This window comes from Actinoallomurus sp. NPDC052308, assembly GCF_040679195.1.
Lineage (GTDB): Bacteria > Actinomycetota > Actinomycetes > Streptosporangiales > Streptosporangiaceae > Actinoallomurus > Actinoallomurus liliacearum.
The window spans coordinates 1-15,295 of sequence record NZ_JBFAUM010000007.1; the positions used below are offsets into that span (position 1 = coordinate 1).

Genomic DNA, 15,295 nt, shown 5'->3' on the forward strand with positions numbered 1-15,295 from the left:
GGTCCAGCCGTCGGAGACCAGGACATAGTGGCCGCCCGTGTGCAGGTTCAGCCGCAGGCCGCTGTACCGGTAGCGGTAGGCCGCCTTCTCGTCGGTGAGCGTCGTCTCCGTCACGCCCGGCGCGGTGAGGTACAGCCGCTTGGGGCTGTAGACGACGACCTGGGTCAGGTTGTGAATGCCGGCGGCGAAGCGGTCCGCCATCGCGTACCCCTGGATGGTCGCGTAGTCGGACGCCCCCCAGAACAGCGAGACGCCGACGATGATCGCGGCGAACGCGCGCAACAGCGGCACCCTCCCCGGAGGGGGCTCGCTCGCCCCGGGCAGCATGCTCCGCAGCTGGATGGCGTAGACGAGGAGGAGGACGCCGGCGCCGATGCTGAAGGGAAAGGCGACGTACGCGGCGGCCTGCCACACGTAGCCGACGATCCACACGGCTCCCGGCAGGATGAGCCAGGCGAACGGCAGCACCCGAAGAGTCCACCGGACCACGCGGTCGTCCCGCCCACCGGCCCGGATCCGGCGCACGAGCCGGTCGTCCCACCGCAGCCACGCCATCCCGCCGATCGCGATCGTCAGCAGGAGGACGAGCACCGGCCAGACGCTGCGGAGCACATAGTCCCGGGTCGACATCCCGAGGATGCTCTCGTCGAAACCGAGCTCCCGGGACTGCACGTCGTTGCGCTGCCAGCCGAAGTACACCAGCAGTGCGGTCAGGACGGTGGCGTTGGCGACGACGCCGACGAGCCAGCGGAGGATCTCGTTGCCCTTCCCGCCCTCACCACCGGCTTCGGCCGGGGAGGATGCGGAGGTTCCCGGGGGCGTCTCCGAGGAGGTCGGCGGCGCCGGCGAGGCCGTTCCGCGCTCTGGGGGCTCTCCCGGCATCCGATCAGCCGCCGGTTCCGGACGAGGACTCCGCGGAGTCGGATGGTTCGGCGGAGACCGAGGGCTCGGACGAGCCTCCTTCGTCCGACGGCGAGGGTTCGGTGGATCCGACGGGAGGTGCTGGGCAGGTGCCGTACGCCGACCGTGGCCGCTGGTAGACCACCGACCTCTCCGCGCGCCAGAGCTCGCAGAGGTACCAGGTGTCCGAGGAGAACGCCGGTACGGTGACCTCGGAGATCTCGTTCCGTGCGGTGTCCTCCTGTCCGCGGCAGAGGACGATACCGACGCTCAGGAGTCCTTCGAATTCGCCGATTGGGGAGTTCTGGCGCAGGATCTCCTGCGCCCCGTCACAGTCGTGCGTCTGGATCGCTCCGTAGATCCTGCCGAGGGGTTGGCCGCTGGTCGGGCCGGAGGGAAGACCGAAGCCGTAATGCGCGCCGCCACCGCCGCCGCCGTTCCCTCCTCCGCTGCCGGCACCGCCGCCCCCGCCGGTGCCTCCGCCTCCGCCGGAACCGCCGTGGTCCCCTCCGCCCACGGCGCCGTTGTGGCAGCCGGCGAGCAGGACGGCGGCGCACGCAATGGCCGCCAGTGTCGCTCGGCTCCTCCGCCCGGTGCCTCGGCGGGGCCCGGTCAGGTCCTGGATCGTTCCTCTGGCGGCCATCACGGCCTCCTCCCCGTCGCCGATGTACGGGCCCCGAGGCCGCCGTACCGGCCCGGAGCGGTCTCGGCCGCCGCCCCCGCGGCGGCCGAGGCGTGGGATCAGATGTTGTGGAAGAAGTCGCCCCCGGCGGAGGCGAAGTAGATCTCGCCGCCTCCCGGGGCCGAGAAGAGCATGGAGACGCCGACGCCCCAGGCGATGCCGTCGTGGTTGACGTTCCAGGTGTTGAAGGCGTCGAGACCACCGGAGTGGTTACCGTCGACGCTCAGTCCGTCGCGGTGCAGGATCCGGTTGGGACCGTCCCAGACGTCCACGGCCTCCAGCGCGGCGAACTGCTCGGTGACCGAGAAGAGCACCATGACGCGGCCGAGCGTCGCGCGGCGGTCCTCGACGATGACCGGCGTCGGGATCGGCACGTGGAACCAGTTGGCCTGGCCCTCCTTGAGGTAGTAGTGGGCCCCGAACCCCTCACGAAGCCCGTTGACGTCGACGAACGCCTGATTCCTCGGATCGAGCGTCGCCGGGCCCATGGCCTGGGGAACGAAGGAGTACCCCGGTACCCATGACGCGTACAGCTTGGCCATCGCTGCCCCTTCCCCGTCCGACCGCCGGATCTCCGGCGGTCGGCACCACGCTAGGAACGCCGGGCCGCCAGGGCATGAGTAGGCCGTACTCAAATGCGGGGTGCGGCCGGGACGGCCCCGTTCAGAGGTGGGGGAGCAGGTCCGCGAGCGCGGCACGGTCGCCGACGCCGAGCCGGCCGTACACGCCGGCCAGATGGTTCGCGACCGTACGGGGCGAGAGCACGAGACGGTCGGCGATCTCCCGGTTGCTCAGGCCCGCGGCGGCGAGCCCGGCGATCTCCCGCTGCCGCGCCGTGAGCCGGGGAGGCGCCAGACCGCGCAGCGCGGGGCTGCGGGCGCCCTGACAGCGCCCGGCGAGCGCCCAGGCCCGGGAGACGGCGTACGCTCCGGCCCGATCGCCCGGAGCGCACGCGGCGGCGGCCTGCGCGGCGGCCTCGGCGGCGTGCAGGAGCATGCCCATCCGCTCGAAGGCGCGGGAGACCGCGTGGAGTTCCGGGCCGTCTCCGGCGACGGCGGCGGACGCGTGGCGGGCGCAGAGCGAGGCGAGCGGGCCGTCGATGGTCGCGCACAGGTCGGCCAGCTCCGCGGCGACCAGGGGAGCGGCCCCGAGGCGCACGACGTCGTGCAGGGCGAACATCCGGTAGCAGCGCAACCCGTGGGTCTCGGCGTCGGCGGCGGCGGCCAGCGCGGCGGTCACGGCCGCGTCGAGGTCGCCGGCGGCGGCGCGCACCCACGCGCGGGCGAGCACGGCGGGGAAGTCGATCGGCACGAACGTCCTGAGTGACCGGCCCGCCGCGTCGGCGAGGGCCTCCTCGGCGGCCGGGACGTCGCCGACGAGGGCCAGGGCGTGGGCGAGTTCGCCGAAGCACAGCCCGGCGAACCCGGCCTTGTACGCGCCGAGCTGCGCGACGCCGTCCCGGGAGAGACGGACCGCGTCCGCGGCCTGCCCCCGGAGGAGGTGGATCTGGGCGCGGTGGCCGTCGAACCCGGCAATGCCCAGCCGCCAGGGCGCCTCTTCCCGCATCAGCCGCCGGGCCAGGCCGGCGACCTCCTCGGCCACGGTCAGGTCGCCCTCGAACAGGGACGACAGCAGCCGGACGCACTGCAGACTCCAGAACGCGTCGGGCGCGTCGTCCCGCCAGCGCGCGACCTCCCGCAGGGCCGCGTCGGCGACGCCCCGCGCGCGGGCGGTGTGCCCGGCGTGCGCCAGCCGGAGGCCCTCGACGACCGCGGTCTCGGCCGCGCTCGCCGGATTGATGACGGCGCCGAGCCGGCGCGCCGCCGCGAGCTGCCCGTCGGATTCGTCAGGGCGCCCCGCGAAGAAGTGGACGAACGCGCTCGCGACCAGCAGATCCTGGCGGACCGCCGGGTCGGTGACGGCGGAGGCGGCCTCCTCGGCGACCCGGTGCGCGTCGGCGTCCCCCACGCTCCACGTGAGCCCGAGCGCGCGGGTCCACGCGTAGCCGGACCGATCGTGGTCGGAGGCCGGGGCGTCCATGACCCGGCGCAGGACCTGCTCGGCCTCCTCCGCCCGGTCGTCGAAGAAGAGGGCGTAGGCCAGCGGGACGGCGGCGGCCGGACCACCGCCCGCGGCGACCGCGGCCCGGCCCAGCCGCTGCGCCAGCGCGATGTCGAAGACGGACATCGCCAGCCGGCAGGCCGTGATCAACGGGCGAGGCCGCCGGGCCGTACCGCTGTCGAGCCGCCACACGGTGACCCGCAGCGCGTCCTCGCGGCGTCGCGGCCCGGTCGCCTCGACGGCGTCGGCGAGCCGGGCGAGCAGTTCGCGGGTGCGTTCAGGCGTCGCGCGGGCGCGGACGACCTCTCCGTACAGCGGATGCGCGGGCCGCACCTGAAGCCGGCGGCCGTCTCGGAAGCCGACGACGAGCTGGCGTTCCTCACAGCGTTCGACGGCCGTGGCGCCGGTGAGTCGGACGAGGACGTCCGCGCCGAGCGGCTCGCCGAACGTGACGAACTCCAGCGTCCGGCGTTCGTCCTCGTCGAGGTCGCCGATGCGGACCTCCACGAGGTCGCGGAGCCGGGGCGTCAGGGACAGGTCGCCGGCCCAGCGCCACAGCCCGCCGATCTCGTCGAGGGCTCCGGACGTACGGCCGGCGATCATCATCTCCCGCAGGTAGAGGAGGTTCCCCTGCGTCATCCGCCAGAGCCGCCGCAGGGTCGCCGTCTCCACCTGCCCGCCGAGCACCCGGGCGAGCAGGTGACCGGTCTCCTCGACCGGCAACGGCTCGAGTTCGAGGCGCCGGACGAGACCGTCCTTCCACAGGGCGACGACGGGGTCGGGCGCGGGTTCGCCGCTGCGGACGGTCGCCAGCAGGCGGGCTTCGCGGTGCAGCACCATCTGGTGGACGAGTGCCGCCGAGGCGGGGTCCAGGAGGTGCGCGTCGTCGACGGCGAGCAGCGGCGCACCGCCGACCGGGGTACGCAGCGCCTCCGCGGCCCAGCGGAGGGGGTTCGCGCCGCCCTCCGGCGGGAACCGCTCCGGAAGCAGATGGGCGATCGCGCCGAAGGGGAGGTCGGCGGCGGCCGCCGTGCCGCGCACCGCCACGACCGCGCGGCCGGTGAGTTCCGCGACGGCCTGCGCGGCCAGCCTGCTCTTGCCCGCCCCGGCGGGACCCGCCACCACCACACCGGCGCGGGACCCGTCACCGAGGATCGCGCGTACCTCGTCGAGCTGTGCCGTACGGCCGACGAACGGCCAGCGGGACGGCACACCCGCATCGTGGGGAACGGGCCTGCCCACCATCAGGTCACACCTCCGTGGCCGGCCGGCCCGCCGGGCGGGCCGAACAGGTCCGCGAGCTCGGCGCGATCGCCGACACCGAGCCGCTCGTACGCTCTGAGCAGGTGGTTCTCGACCGTGCGGACCGAGAGCCCGAGCCGCTCGGCGATCTCACGATTGCTCGATCCGGCGACGACGAGCTGAATGATCTGGCGCTGCCGCGCCGTGACCTCCGGGGTCGCCATCGCGGTCAGGGCCGGGGTGCGGGCGCCCTGGCACCGGCGGGCGACGCGCCACGCCCGGGTGCTCGCCGCGCGGGCCGCCGCGGTGCGGCCCGCGGCCTCATGGGCGGCCGCCGCCTGGGCCGCCGCCTCCGCGGCGAACAAGGTCAGGCCGAGCCGTTCGTACTCCGCCGACACCGCGTCCAGCCCGGCGCCGTCGCCCGCCGCGGCGGCGTGCCGCGCGCACAGCGGTGCGAGGGCCCCGTCCACCTGCCGCGTCAGGACCGCGAGCCGGTCGGCGGCACGGCCGGCCGCGCCGAGGCGCACGACGTCGTGCAGCGCGAACAGCTCGAACGCAGCCAGGCCGTGCGCCCGCGCCCGCGCGGCGCCCTCGACCGCGACGTCGATCGCCCGGCCGACGTCGCCCCGGGCCGCGTGCACCCAGGCACGGGCCGCCACGGCCGGGAAATCCGGGGCGAGGTAGGTGGGCAGGGCACGCCGCTCCGCCTCCGCCAGGGCCTCCTCGGCCGCCGGGACGTCGCCGACGAGGGCCAGGGCGTGGGCGAGCTCGCCGAAGCAGAGCCCGGCGAACCCGGCCGGGGTGTCACCGAACCGCGCGACGGCGTCGCGGCACCAGCGGACCGCCGCGCCGACCTCGCCGCGCATGCGGCAGATCTGCCCGCGGACGGCGGCCAAGACCGTGACGCCGGTGTCCCACGTACCGGACTCGCCGAGCGCGCGGTACCCGGCGTCGGCCAGATCCTCGGCCGCGCCGAGATCACCGGCGACGACCCGGGCCGTCAGGCGCGCCAGGCCGAGCCAGGCGAGAGCGTCCGGAATCTCCTCGCGCCAGTCCCGCGCCGTCGCGAGCGCCGCGTTCACCACGGCCGTCGCACGCTCGGTGCGCCCGCTCCACGCGAACGCGTTGCCCTCGACGGCGGACAGGCGAGCGGCCACCCGCGGCACCGGTGGGCCCATCGCGCGGACGCGGGCCGTCAGCGCCAGCGACGGTTCGATACGCCCGGAGAGGACCTCGCACGAGGCCTTCACCGCGAGCAGTTCCTGGCGCCACTCCGGGGCGGTGATCGCCGCCTCCGCGGCGTCGAGGACGCGATAGGCGTCGGCGGCGCGTCCGAGGCCACCGTGGAGCACGCGGGCGCGGGCCGCGGCGACCAGCGCGCGCTCGCCGTCGGTGACCGCCGCGTCGGCCGCCCGGCGTAACGCCGCCTCGGACTCCCCGGGCCGGTCGGCGAAGTGCAGGACGGCCGCCAGCGTGACCGCCGCGTCCACGCCACCACCGACCTCCAGGGCCGCACGCCCCAGCCGGACGGCCAGGTCGACGTCGTGCGCGGCCCAGGCCAGCCGGCAGGCCGCGGCCATGGGCGCGGCGTCGGTGACGCTGTCGCTCTGCAGCCGCCAGACGGCGACGCGCAGCACGTCGTCGCGCCGGCGCAGCCCCGTGGCCTCGGTCGCCTCCGCCAGCGCGCGCAACCGGTTGCGCGCGCGCAGGTCACCGGTGCGCGCGCGGATCACCTCGCCGTACAGCGGATGCGCCAGCCGCGCGAGCCGTCGGCGTCGGTCGACGACCACCAGGACGATCTCCCGGTCGACGACGCGCCGTACGGCCCCGGGCGACGTCAGGCCCGTGACGATGTCGAGGCCCACCGGCTCGCCGAACGCCACGAGCTCGAGGGCCGCCCGCTCCTCCTCGTCGACCTCGCCGATCCGGCCGCCGATCAGCTCGTACAGCCGTGGCACGACGGGCAGGTCGCCCTTCTGCCGCCACACGCCACGGCTCTCGGTCAGGGCGCCCGCGAGGACGAGCTCGCGCAGGAACAGCGGGTTCCCCTCGGTGATCCGCCACAGGCGCCGCGCGGTCGCCGCCTCCACCTGGCCGCGGACCGAGTGCGCCAGCATCCGCGCCGTCTCGGTCTCCGAAAGCGGTCCGAGCTCCAGCGACGGCACGAGCCCGTTCCGCCACAGCCGCCGGACGTGGGCGGGGACCTCCTCCCCGCCGCGGACCGTGGCGAGAAGCCGCGCTCCCCGGGCGACGACGTCGGCCACGAGGGCGGCCGACGCGGGGTCGAGCCGGTGCGCGTCGTCGACGGCCACCACCAGCGTGTTCCGCCCGCTCCGGGCGAGCAGCGCGTCGACCGCCCAGCCGTGGCCGTCGGCGCGGCCACCCGCGCCGGGACCAGGAGGCAACAGGTGCGCGAACGCCCCATAGGGCAGGGCGGACGCGGCCAGGGTCGCCTGTGCCCGGACCACCGTGAACCGGGCCGGGTTCAGCTCGGCGATCACTTCCGCCGCCAGGCGCGTCTTTCCCACGCCGGGCGCGCCCACGATCACGACTCCGCGAGCGGTCCCGTGCGTCAGCAGTGCCCGCACCTTGTCGAGCTGTGTCCCACGGCCGACGAACGGCGAGGGGGACCACATGCACTGATCGTACGTAGCCGAACTCGCTGAGTGACAGCGTGCTGGCCGCATCCGGCCACGGCAGCGGCTCCGGAGGTCACCGGCCGCGTCATCGGCTCGGGCCATCGGTGATCGCCGGGTTCCCGAGTCGTGGCCCGGGTATGAGCCAGGGGCGTCTCCGTACGCGAACAGCCGCGATCGAGGGCGGGGATCGGTGATGCCGGAGGCTCAGACCACGACGTGTGCGATCTCGGGCGGCGGCCCGGCCGGGATCACGCTCGGCCTGCTCCTGGCCCGCGCCGGGGTACGGACCACGGTGCTGGAGAAGCACGGCGACTTCCTCCGTGACTTCCGCGGCGACACGGTGCACCCGTCCACGCTGCGGGTGATCGACGAGCTCGGACTCCTGGAGGAACTGGAGGGCCTTCCGCACCGGAAACTGACGACGCTGCGGATCGCGACGGACACCCGGCCGCTGATCGACGCGGACCTCACGCGGTTCACCCGGTGGCGGAACCGCCACATCGCGATGATCCCGCAGTGGGACTTCCTGACCCTGCTGGCCGAGCGCGCGCAGCGGTATCCGACGTTCCGGTTGCGGATGGAGGCCGAGGTCCTCGGCCCGCTCGAACAGGACGGCGCGGTGCGCGGACTGCGCTACCGGGACGCCTCCGGCGAACACGAGCTACGGGCGGTGCTCACCGTGGCCGCGGACGGCCGCCGGTCCGATCTGCGGAGCGCCGCCGGCATGGTCCCCACCGAGCTCGGCGCGCCGATGGACGTTCTGTGGCTTCGGGTCTCCCGGCGACCGGGCGACCCGGCCGGCCTCGGCGGCTACATCGGCCGGGGCCAGATGGCCGCGACGATCGACCGCGGGGATTACTGGCAGATCGCCTTCCTCATCCCCAAAGGGTCGTACGAGCGGGTCCGCGCCCAAGGGCTCGGGGCACTGCGGAACCGGCTGGCCGCGCTCGTTCCGTTCCTGGCCGATCGGGTGGGGGAGGTCGACGACTGGGACAAGGTCGCCTTCCTCGAGGTCGGCCTGGACCGGCTCTCGCGCTGGGACCGGCCGGGCCTGCTCGCCATCGGTGATGCCGCCCACACGATGTCGCCGATCGGCGGCGTCGGCATCAACCTCGCCGTCCAGGACGCGGTCGCGACCGCCAACCTGCTGGCCGACCCGCTGTACCGCGCGCAGGCCGACCCGGCGCGGTTCGACCGCACGCTCAACCCCGGCCTGGTGCGTCGCGTCCAGCGCCGCCGGGCCGTTCCGACGATCGGCACGCAGACCGTGCAGCGGATCATCCAGCGTCGCGTCGTCGACCAGGCCCTGGGCGAGGGGGAACCGCGCCTGCCCGCGATCCTCGAGACTCCGAACGGCAGGCGGCTGTTGTCCCAGGTGATGGCCCGGATCATGGTCTACGGCCTGCTGCCGGAGCACGTCCGCACCCCTGAGCGGCGGGCGGGGGCACCGGTTGACGACATCTCTCTCCGGCATTAGGGCAGAGTCCTGCGATTGGCCTCTGACCAGGGGGTACGCAGGGAGGGTGCGACGGTTGAGGGCTGACGGTCCGGTCCGCTCACGGTCGTGGTGGCGGGACCGCGCACCGCTGCTGCCGGCGTTCGCGCTGATCCTGGTGATCGGAGCGGCCGACTTCATCAACGGACCCCTGGTCCATCTGGGTCCGCTGTTCAGCGTGGCGACGGCGACGACGGCCTGCTTCGCCGGCCCGGGTGAGGTCGCGATCATCGGGACGGTGGCCATCACGTCGTACGTGGTCGTGGGCGTCTCGGAGACGTGGCGCGGGGTCGCGGAGTACGAGATGCAGTTGTCCTCGCTGATCATGATCATGGGCGTGATGATGTTGGTGTCCGCGCTGCGGGAGCGGAACCGGCGAGAGCTGACGATCGTGCGCTCGGTCGCCGAGACGGCTCAGCGGGTACTGATGCGCCCCCTGCCCGTACGGGTCGGTCCGCTGCGCATCGCGTCGCTGTATCTGACCGCCGAGCAGGAGGCGAGGATCGGCGGCGACCTCTTCGGGGCGGCGCGCATCGCGCGGGGCACACGCCTGATCATCGGGGACGTCCGGGGCAAGGGCCTGGCCGCCGTCGACACCGCCGCCCTGGTGGTCGGGGCGTTCTGGGCGGCCGCCCACCAGCGGTCGCCGCTCTGTGAGCTGCTCACCTTCCTGGACGGCGCCGCCGCGGTCGGGCCGGCCTCGTGCGACGACCCCGGCCGGGCGGAACGGTTCGTCACCGCCGCCGTCCTGGACATCCCCGACGAGGAGCCGCGCGTGCACGTCGCGAACCGCGGGCATCCGCCGCCCCTGCTCCTGGCCCGGGGGAAGGTCACGGAACTGGCCGCCGGCCGGCCCGCGCCGCCGCTCGGCCTGGGGGACCTGGCCCCGATCGAGGCCGAGGTCGACACCTTCCCCTTCGGCCCCGGCGACGTCCTGTTCCTCTACACCGACGGCGTGATCGAGGCCCGCGACGCCGGCGGCGAGTTCTATCCCCTCCAAGAGCGGCTGCGGCGCTGGCGCGAGGACGATCCCGAACGGCTCGTCGAGCGCCTGCACGCGGACCTGTGCGCGTACACCGACGAACGTCTGGACGACGACGTCGCCATCATCGCGGTCAGGCGGGCACCCGCATAGGCGACCGGTGCCCGCCTGGGCACCCGAAGAGGCGACCGGTGCCCAGGCGGACACCCGAATAGCCGGCCGGCGCCGCGCCTCGCCCGTCGGATCACGGCCCACGTCCTGCGCCGGACCACCGGCGCCCGCCGACAGCGCCGCCCGGACGGGGCGTCCGTCCCGGTGTCGGCGCGTACGACGGGGTAGGCAGGGATGGTGCGAGGGTTCAGGAACGGCTGTTCGGTCCGTCCGTGGACATGGTGGCAGGGCCATGCGCTGGTGCTGCTGCCACTGTCGCTGGTCGTGCTGATCGTGGTGGCCGACATCGCGGCCGGGCCGAAGATCCACCTGGGCCCGCTGCTCATCGTGGCGCCGGCGCTCACGGCGTCCTTCGCCGGACCGGTGGAGGTCGCGCTGATCGGGTCGGTGGCCATCGGCGCCGAACTGATCATCGGCACGGCCGACCGCTGGCGCGGGATCGCGGAGTACGAGAGCCACCTGTTCTCGCTCGTCTTCGTCTCGGTCCTGATCGTGTTCTTCTCCGCCGCCCGGCAGCGGCATCAGCGTGAGCTGGCGATCGTGCGCTCGGTCGCCGAGACGGCCCAGCGGGCACTGATGCGCCCCCTGCCCGAGCGGGTCGGACCGCTGCGCATCGCGTCGCTGTACCTGACCGCCCAGCAGGAGGCCAGGATCGGGGGCGACCTGTACGGCGCGGCGCGCATCGTCGGGGGCACCCGATTGATCATCGGGGACGTCCGGGGCAAGGGCCTGACGGCCGTCGACACCGCCGCCCTGGTCATCGGGGCGTTCTGTGCGGCGGCCCACCAGCGGTCGCCCGTCCGTGAGCTGCTCACCTTCCTGGACGGCGCCGCGTCCGTCGAGCTCACCGCGCCGCGCGACGGCGAGCAGTGGTCGGGGGAGAATTTCGTGACCGCCGCCGTGCTGGACATTCCCGACGATGAGCCGTGCGTGCACGTCGTGAACCGCGGGCATCCGCCGCCCCTGCTGCTGGCGGGCGGTCAGGTCAGAGAGCTCGGGGCGACCAGGCCCGCGCCGCCGCTCGGCCTGGGCGAACTGGCCGCGGCCGACTCCCACGTCGACACGTTCCCCTTCCGGCGCGGCGACCTGCTGCTCCTGTACACCGACGGCGTGATCGAGTGCCGCGACGCCGGTGGCGCGTTCTATCCCCTCCGGGAGCGCCTGCTCACGTGGGAGGAGGACGATCCGGCGCGGCTCGTCGAGCGCCTGCACGAGGACCTGTGCGCGTACGCGGGGGACAGCCTGGACGACGACGTCGCCGTGATCGCCGTCAAGCGGATGCCCGGGTAGGGGTTGGCGGTGGCGGAGCCCGTCATTAAGGTGACGACATATGAGCAATCGTTCAGATGATCAGGTGGTCGTCGGTCTCGAGTCGTGCGCGGTTCGCGTGGTCGACCCCGGCCGCGTCGCGACCGTGTGCGCGTCGATGCCGCCGGCGAACGACGTCGCCGAGGTCGCCGACGTGTTCGGGCTGCTCGCCGATCCCGGCCGGCTGAAGGTCCTGGTCGCGTTGCTGGAGGGCGAGATGTGCGTCTGCGACCTGGCCGCGGTCGCCGGCGCCAGCGAGTCGGCCGTCTCCCACCACCTGCGGTTGCTCCGCGCCCACCGGGTCGTCCAGGCGCGCCGGTCCGGGCGGATGGCGTACTACCGGCTCGCCGACGCGCACGTGCGCATGCTGCTGGACGTCGCGCTCACCCACATCGGCCACGCCCCGGCCGCCGCCCATCCCGAACGCCAGGAGAGCGAGGGAGACGTGACATGAGGGACCACGACGCGCACCTCGACGGTCACGACCACTCCCGGCCCGCCCACGGTCAGGCGGGCCACACCCACGGCGTCAGCGAGAACGCCGACTCGCGCCTGCTGAGCGGGGCGCTCGGGCTGATCGTCGCGTTCATGGCCGGGGAGGTCGCCGTCGGTGTGGTGGCGCGCTCCCTGGCGCTGATCTCCGACGCGGCGCACATGCTGACCGACGCCGCGTCCATCGTCCTGGCGCTGGTGGCGATGCGGCTGGCCGCCAAGCCGCCGCGGGGCGGTTACACGTACGGCCTGAAGCGCGCCGAGATCCTGTCCGCGCAGGCCAACGGGCTCTCCCTGCTGCTGTTGTCGGCGTGGCTCACCTACGAGGCGATCCGGCGGCTGGTCAGCCCGCCGCAGGTGACCGGCGGCCTCGTGCTGGCCACCGCGCTGGTCGGCATCGTCGTCAACGTCGGCGCCACCTGGCTGATCTCCCGGGCCGACCGCACCAGCCTCAACGTCGAGGGCGCCTTCCGGCACATCCTCACCGACGCGTACGCCTTCATCGCCACGGCCGTCGCCGGCCTGGTCATGATGGTGACCGGGTTCGCCCGCGCCGACGCGATCGCCTCCCTGGTCGTGGTCGTCCTGATGGTGAAGGCGGGGCTCGGGCTGGTGCACGAGTCGGGGCGGATCTTCCTCGAGGCCGCGCCAGCGGGTGTCTCCCCGGAGCAGGTCGGCAGGGCCCTGGCCGCCCGCCCGTACGTCACCGAGGTGCACGACCTGCACATCTGGCAGATCACGGCGGGGATGACCGCGGCCTCCGCGCACGTCCTGGTCGCCCCGGGAGAGGACTGCCATGCCGTGCGCGCCGATCTGGAGGCGGTCCTGGCCGAGTACGGGATCACCCACACCACACTGCAGGTCGACCACAACCCCGGCCCGCTGCTGTCGATCGGCCGGCGGCCGGAGGAGCACTGCGGCGACTCCCACGGCCCCGCCCACCGCCCCGGCCTCGAGTGATCGGATGGTCGGAATCCGTCTTCCCGGGTCAGCCGCTGCCGGATGTATGTCGAGCAAGCGCGACGGCGCTGGGGCTGCCCGGCTCCGCCGTGTACATCACCAGCTGGAGATCGGTGCCGGGAACGAGCAGGGTATGACGGTCCAGCTCGAGCTCCCCCAGCTCGGGATGCCGCAGGATCTTGCGCAGCACCGGTACCGGCCGGACGTCATGGTCGCGCCAGCCGGCGGCGAACGCCGGGCTCTGCGCGGCATACTCGTTCACCAGCTCGCCGAGGATGCGGTCGGCCGGATGACGGATGCCGGCCGTGCGCAGCTGCGAGGCCATCTGCCGGGCGAACGCGCCTTCCGTGTCCGCTGGTGCCGAGCAGAAGGTGGCGCCCAGCCGGATGGACAGCCGCACGGTGTTGCGCTCCTCCTCGGGCAACAGCCCGAAGTCGGTTATCAACGCGGCCGACGCGCCGTTCCAGGCCACGATGTCCTGCCGCTCGTCGACCAGGTACGCGGGTATCGGCCCGAGCCGGTCCAGCAGCCGTAGGGCGTCCGCAGGCACCTGTCGCCGAGGAGTGTCCGCGTCGGGAGGGACATACCCGGCCAGCCGTGCCAGGTGCTCGCGTTCGGGCGCGGTGAGCTGCAGCGCGGTCCCCAGTGCCGCCAGCACTTCCGGGGAAGGACGTGGTGCCCGGGCCTGCTCGAGCCGCTCGTAGTAGCTGACCGACACATGGGCCAGTGCGGCCACCTCCTCACGGCGCAGCCCAGGGGTGCGTCGGGCACGCTGCCCCGGCAGGTGGACCGCCGCGGCCGGCACTCGGTCCGGAGAAAGTGCCTCTCGTCGGCGGCGGAGGAATTCTGCGAGGCCGGTCTTGCTCATTCTTTCCACAGTGTCACCAGATGTACCACCTTAGCCACTGACTGGTGGTCCGGGGCTTCGCTGGCTGTTCCCTACGAGTCGGCCGGCGGTCAATCTGGACGGGTCATTTCCCGTGAAGAACCGGAGGTCGCCGTGCCCACCACCGAAGACACCTTTCGCCTGATGTGGGACCTGTTGCTGGCCAAGGACATGGACGCCGTGGCCGACTTGTTCGCGGAAGACGGCGTCGCCGAGTTCCCCTTCGCCGTGGACGTCTCGCAGCGACGGCGCGTCGGGCGAGAGGCGATCCGCGACTATCTGGCCGGCTTCCCGGAGCAGGTGGACATTCAAGAAGTCACCGCCCTCACCGTGCACCACACCGAGCAGCCGGAGACCATCGTCGTGGAGCTCACCGTGAACGGGCGGACCGTGAGCACCGGTGAGCCGTACCAGGTCGATTACATCGTGGTGTTCACCGTTCGAGACGGTTCGATCACCCGTTACCGGGACTACTGGAGCCCGCTGGCCACTGCGGTCGCGGGCGGGACCCTGCCGGAGTTGCTCGACTCCCTGCGTGCGGAGGCCACCCGATGACCGGCGTGCTGGTGACCGGCGGCACGGGCAAGACCGGCAGTGCGTTGGTGCGGCTCCTGCGCGGCAGGGGCGTGCCGGTCCGTGTGGCGAGCCGTACTCCCGCCGCCGGGGACCCGGACGCGGTCAGGTTCGAGTGGGACGACCCTGCCACGTATCAGGCCGCGCTGCGCGGGGCCGACCGGGTCTTCCTCGTGCCGCCGGTGAACAGCGTGGATCCGATGCCACTGGTCGGGCCTTTCCTGGCCGAGGCGCGACGTCTCGGCATACGCCGTGTCGTACTCCTCGGCTCCGCCATCGTGCTGCCCGGCGCCATGAGCGCACTCGAACTGGCCGCGCACGTGCGGGACCAACCCGGGGGGATCGTGCTGCGTGCGTCCGGGTTCATGCAGAACTTCCTGAGCCCGCACCCGCTGGGCGAGCGGATCCGGCGGCACGGCGAGATCCGCACCGCCACCCATACCGGCCGAGTGGGCTGGATCGACGCACGAGACATCGCAGCCGCCGCCTCGGCCCTGCTCTCAGACCCAGGCGCCGAGCACGGCGACCGGTCCGACTACCTGCTCACCGGCCCGAAGGCGTTCAGCTACCAGGAGGCGGCGGCCATCATCACCGCTCACGCTCGAAGGCCGGTCCACGTGGTGCAGGTCAACGCCGGCGAGCTGGCAGCCGAGTACCGCGCGGCAGGCATGCCGGCCGAGTTCGCCAGGGCCCTCGCCGCCGTCGAGGAAGGCATCGGGGCCGGTCGGGAGGACCGGGTCAGCACCGCCGTACTCGACCTGACCGGACGCCCGCCCCGTACCTTCACCGAATTCGTCAAGGAGCACGCGGCGACGTGGACCGACAACGGGCGTTCGTGAGAGCTGTGGACAGCCGGGCCAGCGGACAGTCCCGGTCAATGGCTGCTCACACGAACAGAACGGAT

General features: G+C 73.5%; 13 protein-coding genes. 7 read left to right on the plus strand and 6 right to left on the minus strand.

Features of this window, described 5'->3' with window-relative positions:
- From AB0L00_RS20485 to AB0L00_RS20505, 5 genes are all read right to left on the minus strand, one after another.
- Positions 1–882, minus strand: an 882-nt coding sequence (locus tag AB0L00_RS20485) for a hypothetical protein (RefSeq protein WP_364436262.1), incomplete at its 3' end; no start/stop codon positions are given.
- Positions 883–886: 4 nt separating this feature from the next.
- A complete protein-coding gene (locus AB0L00_RS20490) occupies positions 887–1,543 on the minus strand; it encodes a hypothetical protein (RefSeq protein ID WP_364436265.1) in 657 nt (218 codons plus the stop codon).
- 98 nt (positions 1,544–1,641) lie between these two features.
- A complete protein-coding gene (locus tag AB0L00_RS20495; RefSeq protein ID WP_364436268.1) occupies positions 1,642–2,124 on the minus strand; it encodes a DUF6623 family protein in 483 nt (160 codons plus the stop codon).
- Positions 2,125–2,245: 121 nt separating this feature from the next.
- The gene (locus tag AB0L00_RS20500) at positions 2,246–4,888 is read right to left on the minus strand and encodes a LuxR C-terminal-related transcriptional regulator (protein ID WP_364436271.1); all 2,643 of its coding nucleotides are present in this window, start codon (positions 4,886–4,888) and stop codon (positions 2,246–2,248) included.
- A complete protein-coding gene (locus AB0L00_RS20505; protein WP_364436274.1) occupies positions 4,888–7,521 on the minus strand; it encodes a LuxR C-terminal-related transcriptional regulator in 2,634 nt (877 codons plus the stop codon). Before AB0L00_RS20505 ends, AB0L00_RS20500 begins: the two co-directional genes overlap by 1 nt.
- Positions 7,522–7,717: 196 nt before the next feature.
- Between AB0L00_RS20505 and AB0L00_RS20510 the strand changes: the two genes are divergently transcribed.
- The 5 genes from AB0L00_RS20510 (at position 7,718) to AB0L00_RS20530 (ending at position 12,932) form a co-directional block, all read left to right on the plus strand.
- Positions 7,718–9,001: an FAD-dependent oxidoreductase gene (locus AB0L00_RS20510; protein ID WP_364436277.1), complete on the plus strand. Its 1,284-nt coding sequence runs from the start codon at positions 7,718–7,720 to the stop codon at positions 8,999–9,001.
- A gap of 55 nt (positions 9,002–9,056) precedes the next feature.
- On the plus strand, positions 9,057–10,154 hold the full coding sequence (locus AB0L00_RS20515) for a PP2C family protein-serine/threonine phosphatase (protein WP_364436280.1): 1,098 nt from the start codon (positions 9,057–9,059) through the stop codon (positions 10,152–10,154).
- A gap of 258 nt (positions 10,155–10,412) precedes the next feature.
- Positions 10,413–11,462, plus strand: coding sequence for a PP2C family protein-serine/threonine phosphatase (locus AB0L00_RS20520; protein WP_364436282.1), 1,050 nt, complete (start codon positions 10,413–10,415; stop codon positions 11,460–11,462).
- A 40-nt stretch (positions 11,463–11,502) separates the two neighbouring features.
- Positions 11,503–11,934, plus strand: coding sequence for a metalloregulator ArsR/SmtB family transcription factor (locus AB0L00_RS20525; protein WP_364436285.1), 432 nt, complete (start codon positions 11,503–11,505; stop codon positions 11,932–11,934).
- Positions 11,931–12,932: a cation diffusion facilitator family transporter gene (locus AB0L00_RS20530; protein WP_364436287.1), complete on the plus strand. Its 1,002-nt coding sequence runs from the start codon at positions 11,931–11,933 to the stop codon at positions 12,930–12,932. Before AB0L00_RS20525 ends, AB0L00_RS20530 begins: the two co-directional genes overlap by 4 nt.
- A gap of 28 nt (positions 12,933–12,960) precedes the next feature.
- On the opposite strand, the gene AB0L00_RS20535 is transcribed toward AB0L00_RS20530, so the two are convergent.
- Positions 12,961–13,800 (minus strand): helix-turn-helix transcriptional regulator, encoded by an 840-nt coding sequence (locus AB0L00_RS20535; protein ID WP_364436289.1) that lies wholly within the window; start codon positions 13,798–13,800, stop codon positions 12,961–12,963.
- Positions 13,801–13,932: 132 nt separating this feature from the next.
- Between AB0L00_RS20535 and AB0L00_RS20540 the strand changes: the two genes are divergently transcribed.
- Complete coding sequence (locus AB0L00_RS20540; RefSeq protein ID WP_364436291.1) at positions 13,933–14,373, plus strand: nuclear transport factor 2 family protein; 441 nt, start codon at positions 13,933–13,935, stop codon at positions 14,371–14,373.
- Positions 14,370–15,230 carry an NAD(P)H-binding protein gene (locus AB0L00_RS20545; RefSeq protein WP_364436294.1) on the plus strand — a complete coding sequence of 287 codons (861 nt, stop codon included), beginning with the start codon at positions 14,370–14,372 and terminating at the stop codon, positions 15,228–15,230. Before AB0L00_RS20540 ends, AB0L00_RS20545 begins: the two co-directional genes overlap by 4 nt.
- Positions 15,231–15,295 lie beyond the last annotated feature (65 nt).

Bases quoted from the DNA above. Each gene is read 5' to 3' on its own strand.
- AB0L00_RS20490 (WP_364436265.1), bottom strand. From the start codon at position 1,543: ATGGCCGCCAGAGGAACGATCCAGGACCTGACCGGGCCCCGCCGAGGC.
- AB0L00_RS20495 (WP_364436268.1), bottom strand. From the start codon at position 2,124: ATGGCCAAGCTGTACGCGTCATGGGTACCGGGGTACTCCTTCGTTCCC.
- AB0L00_RS20500 (WP_364436271.1), bottom strand. From the start codon at position 4,888: ATGGTGGGCAGGCCCGTTCCCCACGATGCGGGTGTGCCGTCCCGCTGG.
- AB0L00_RS20505 (WP_364436274.1), bottom strand. From the start codon at position 7,521: ATGTGGTCCCCCTCGCCGTTCGTCGGCCGTGGGACACAGCTCGACAAG.
- AB0L00_RS20510 (WP_364436277.1), top strand. From the start codon at position 7,718: ATGCCGGAGGCTCAGACCACGACGTGTGCGATCTCGGGCGGCGGCCCG.
- AB0L00_RS20525 (WP_364436285.1), top strand. From the start codon at position 11,503: ATGAGCAATCGTTCAGATGATCAGGTGGTCGTCGGTCTCGAGTCGTGC.
- AB0L00_RS20530 (WP_364436287.1), top strand. From the start codon at position 11,931: ATGAGGGACCACGACGCGCACCTCGACGGTCACGACCACTCCCGGCCC.
- AB0L00_RS20535 (WP_364436289.1), bottom strand. From the start codon at position 13,800: ATGAGCAAGACCGGCCTCGCAGAATTCCTCCGCCGCCGACGAGAGGCA.
- AB0L00_RS20545 (WP_364436294.1), top strand. From the start codon at position 14,370: ATGACCGGCGTGCTGGTGACCGGCGGCACGGGCAAGACCGGCAGTGCG.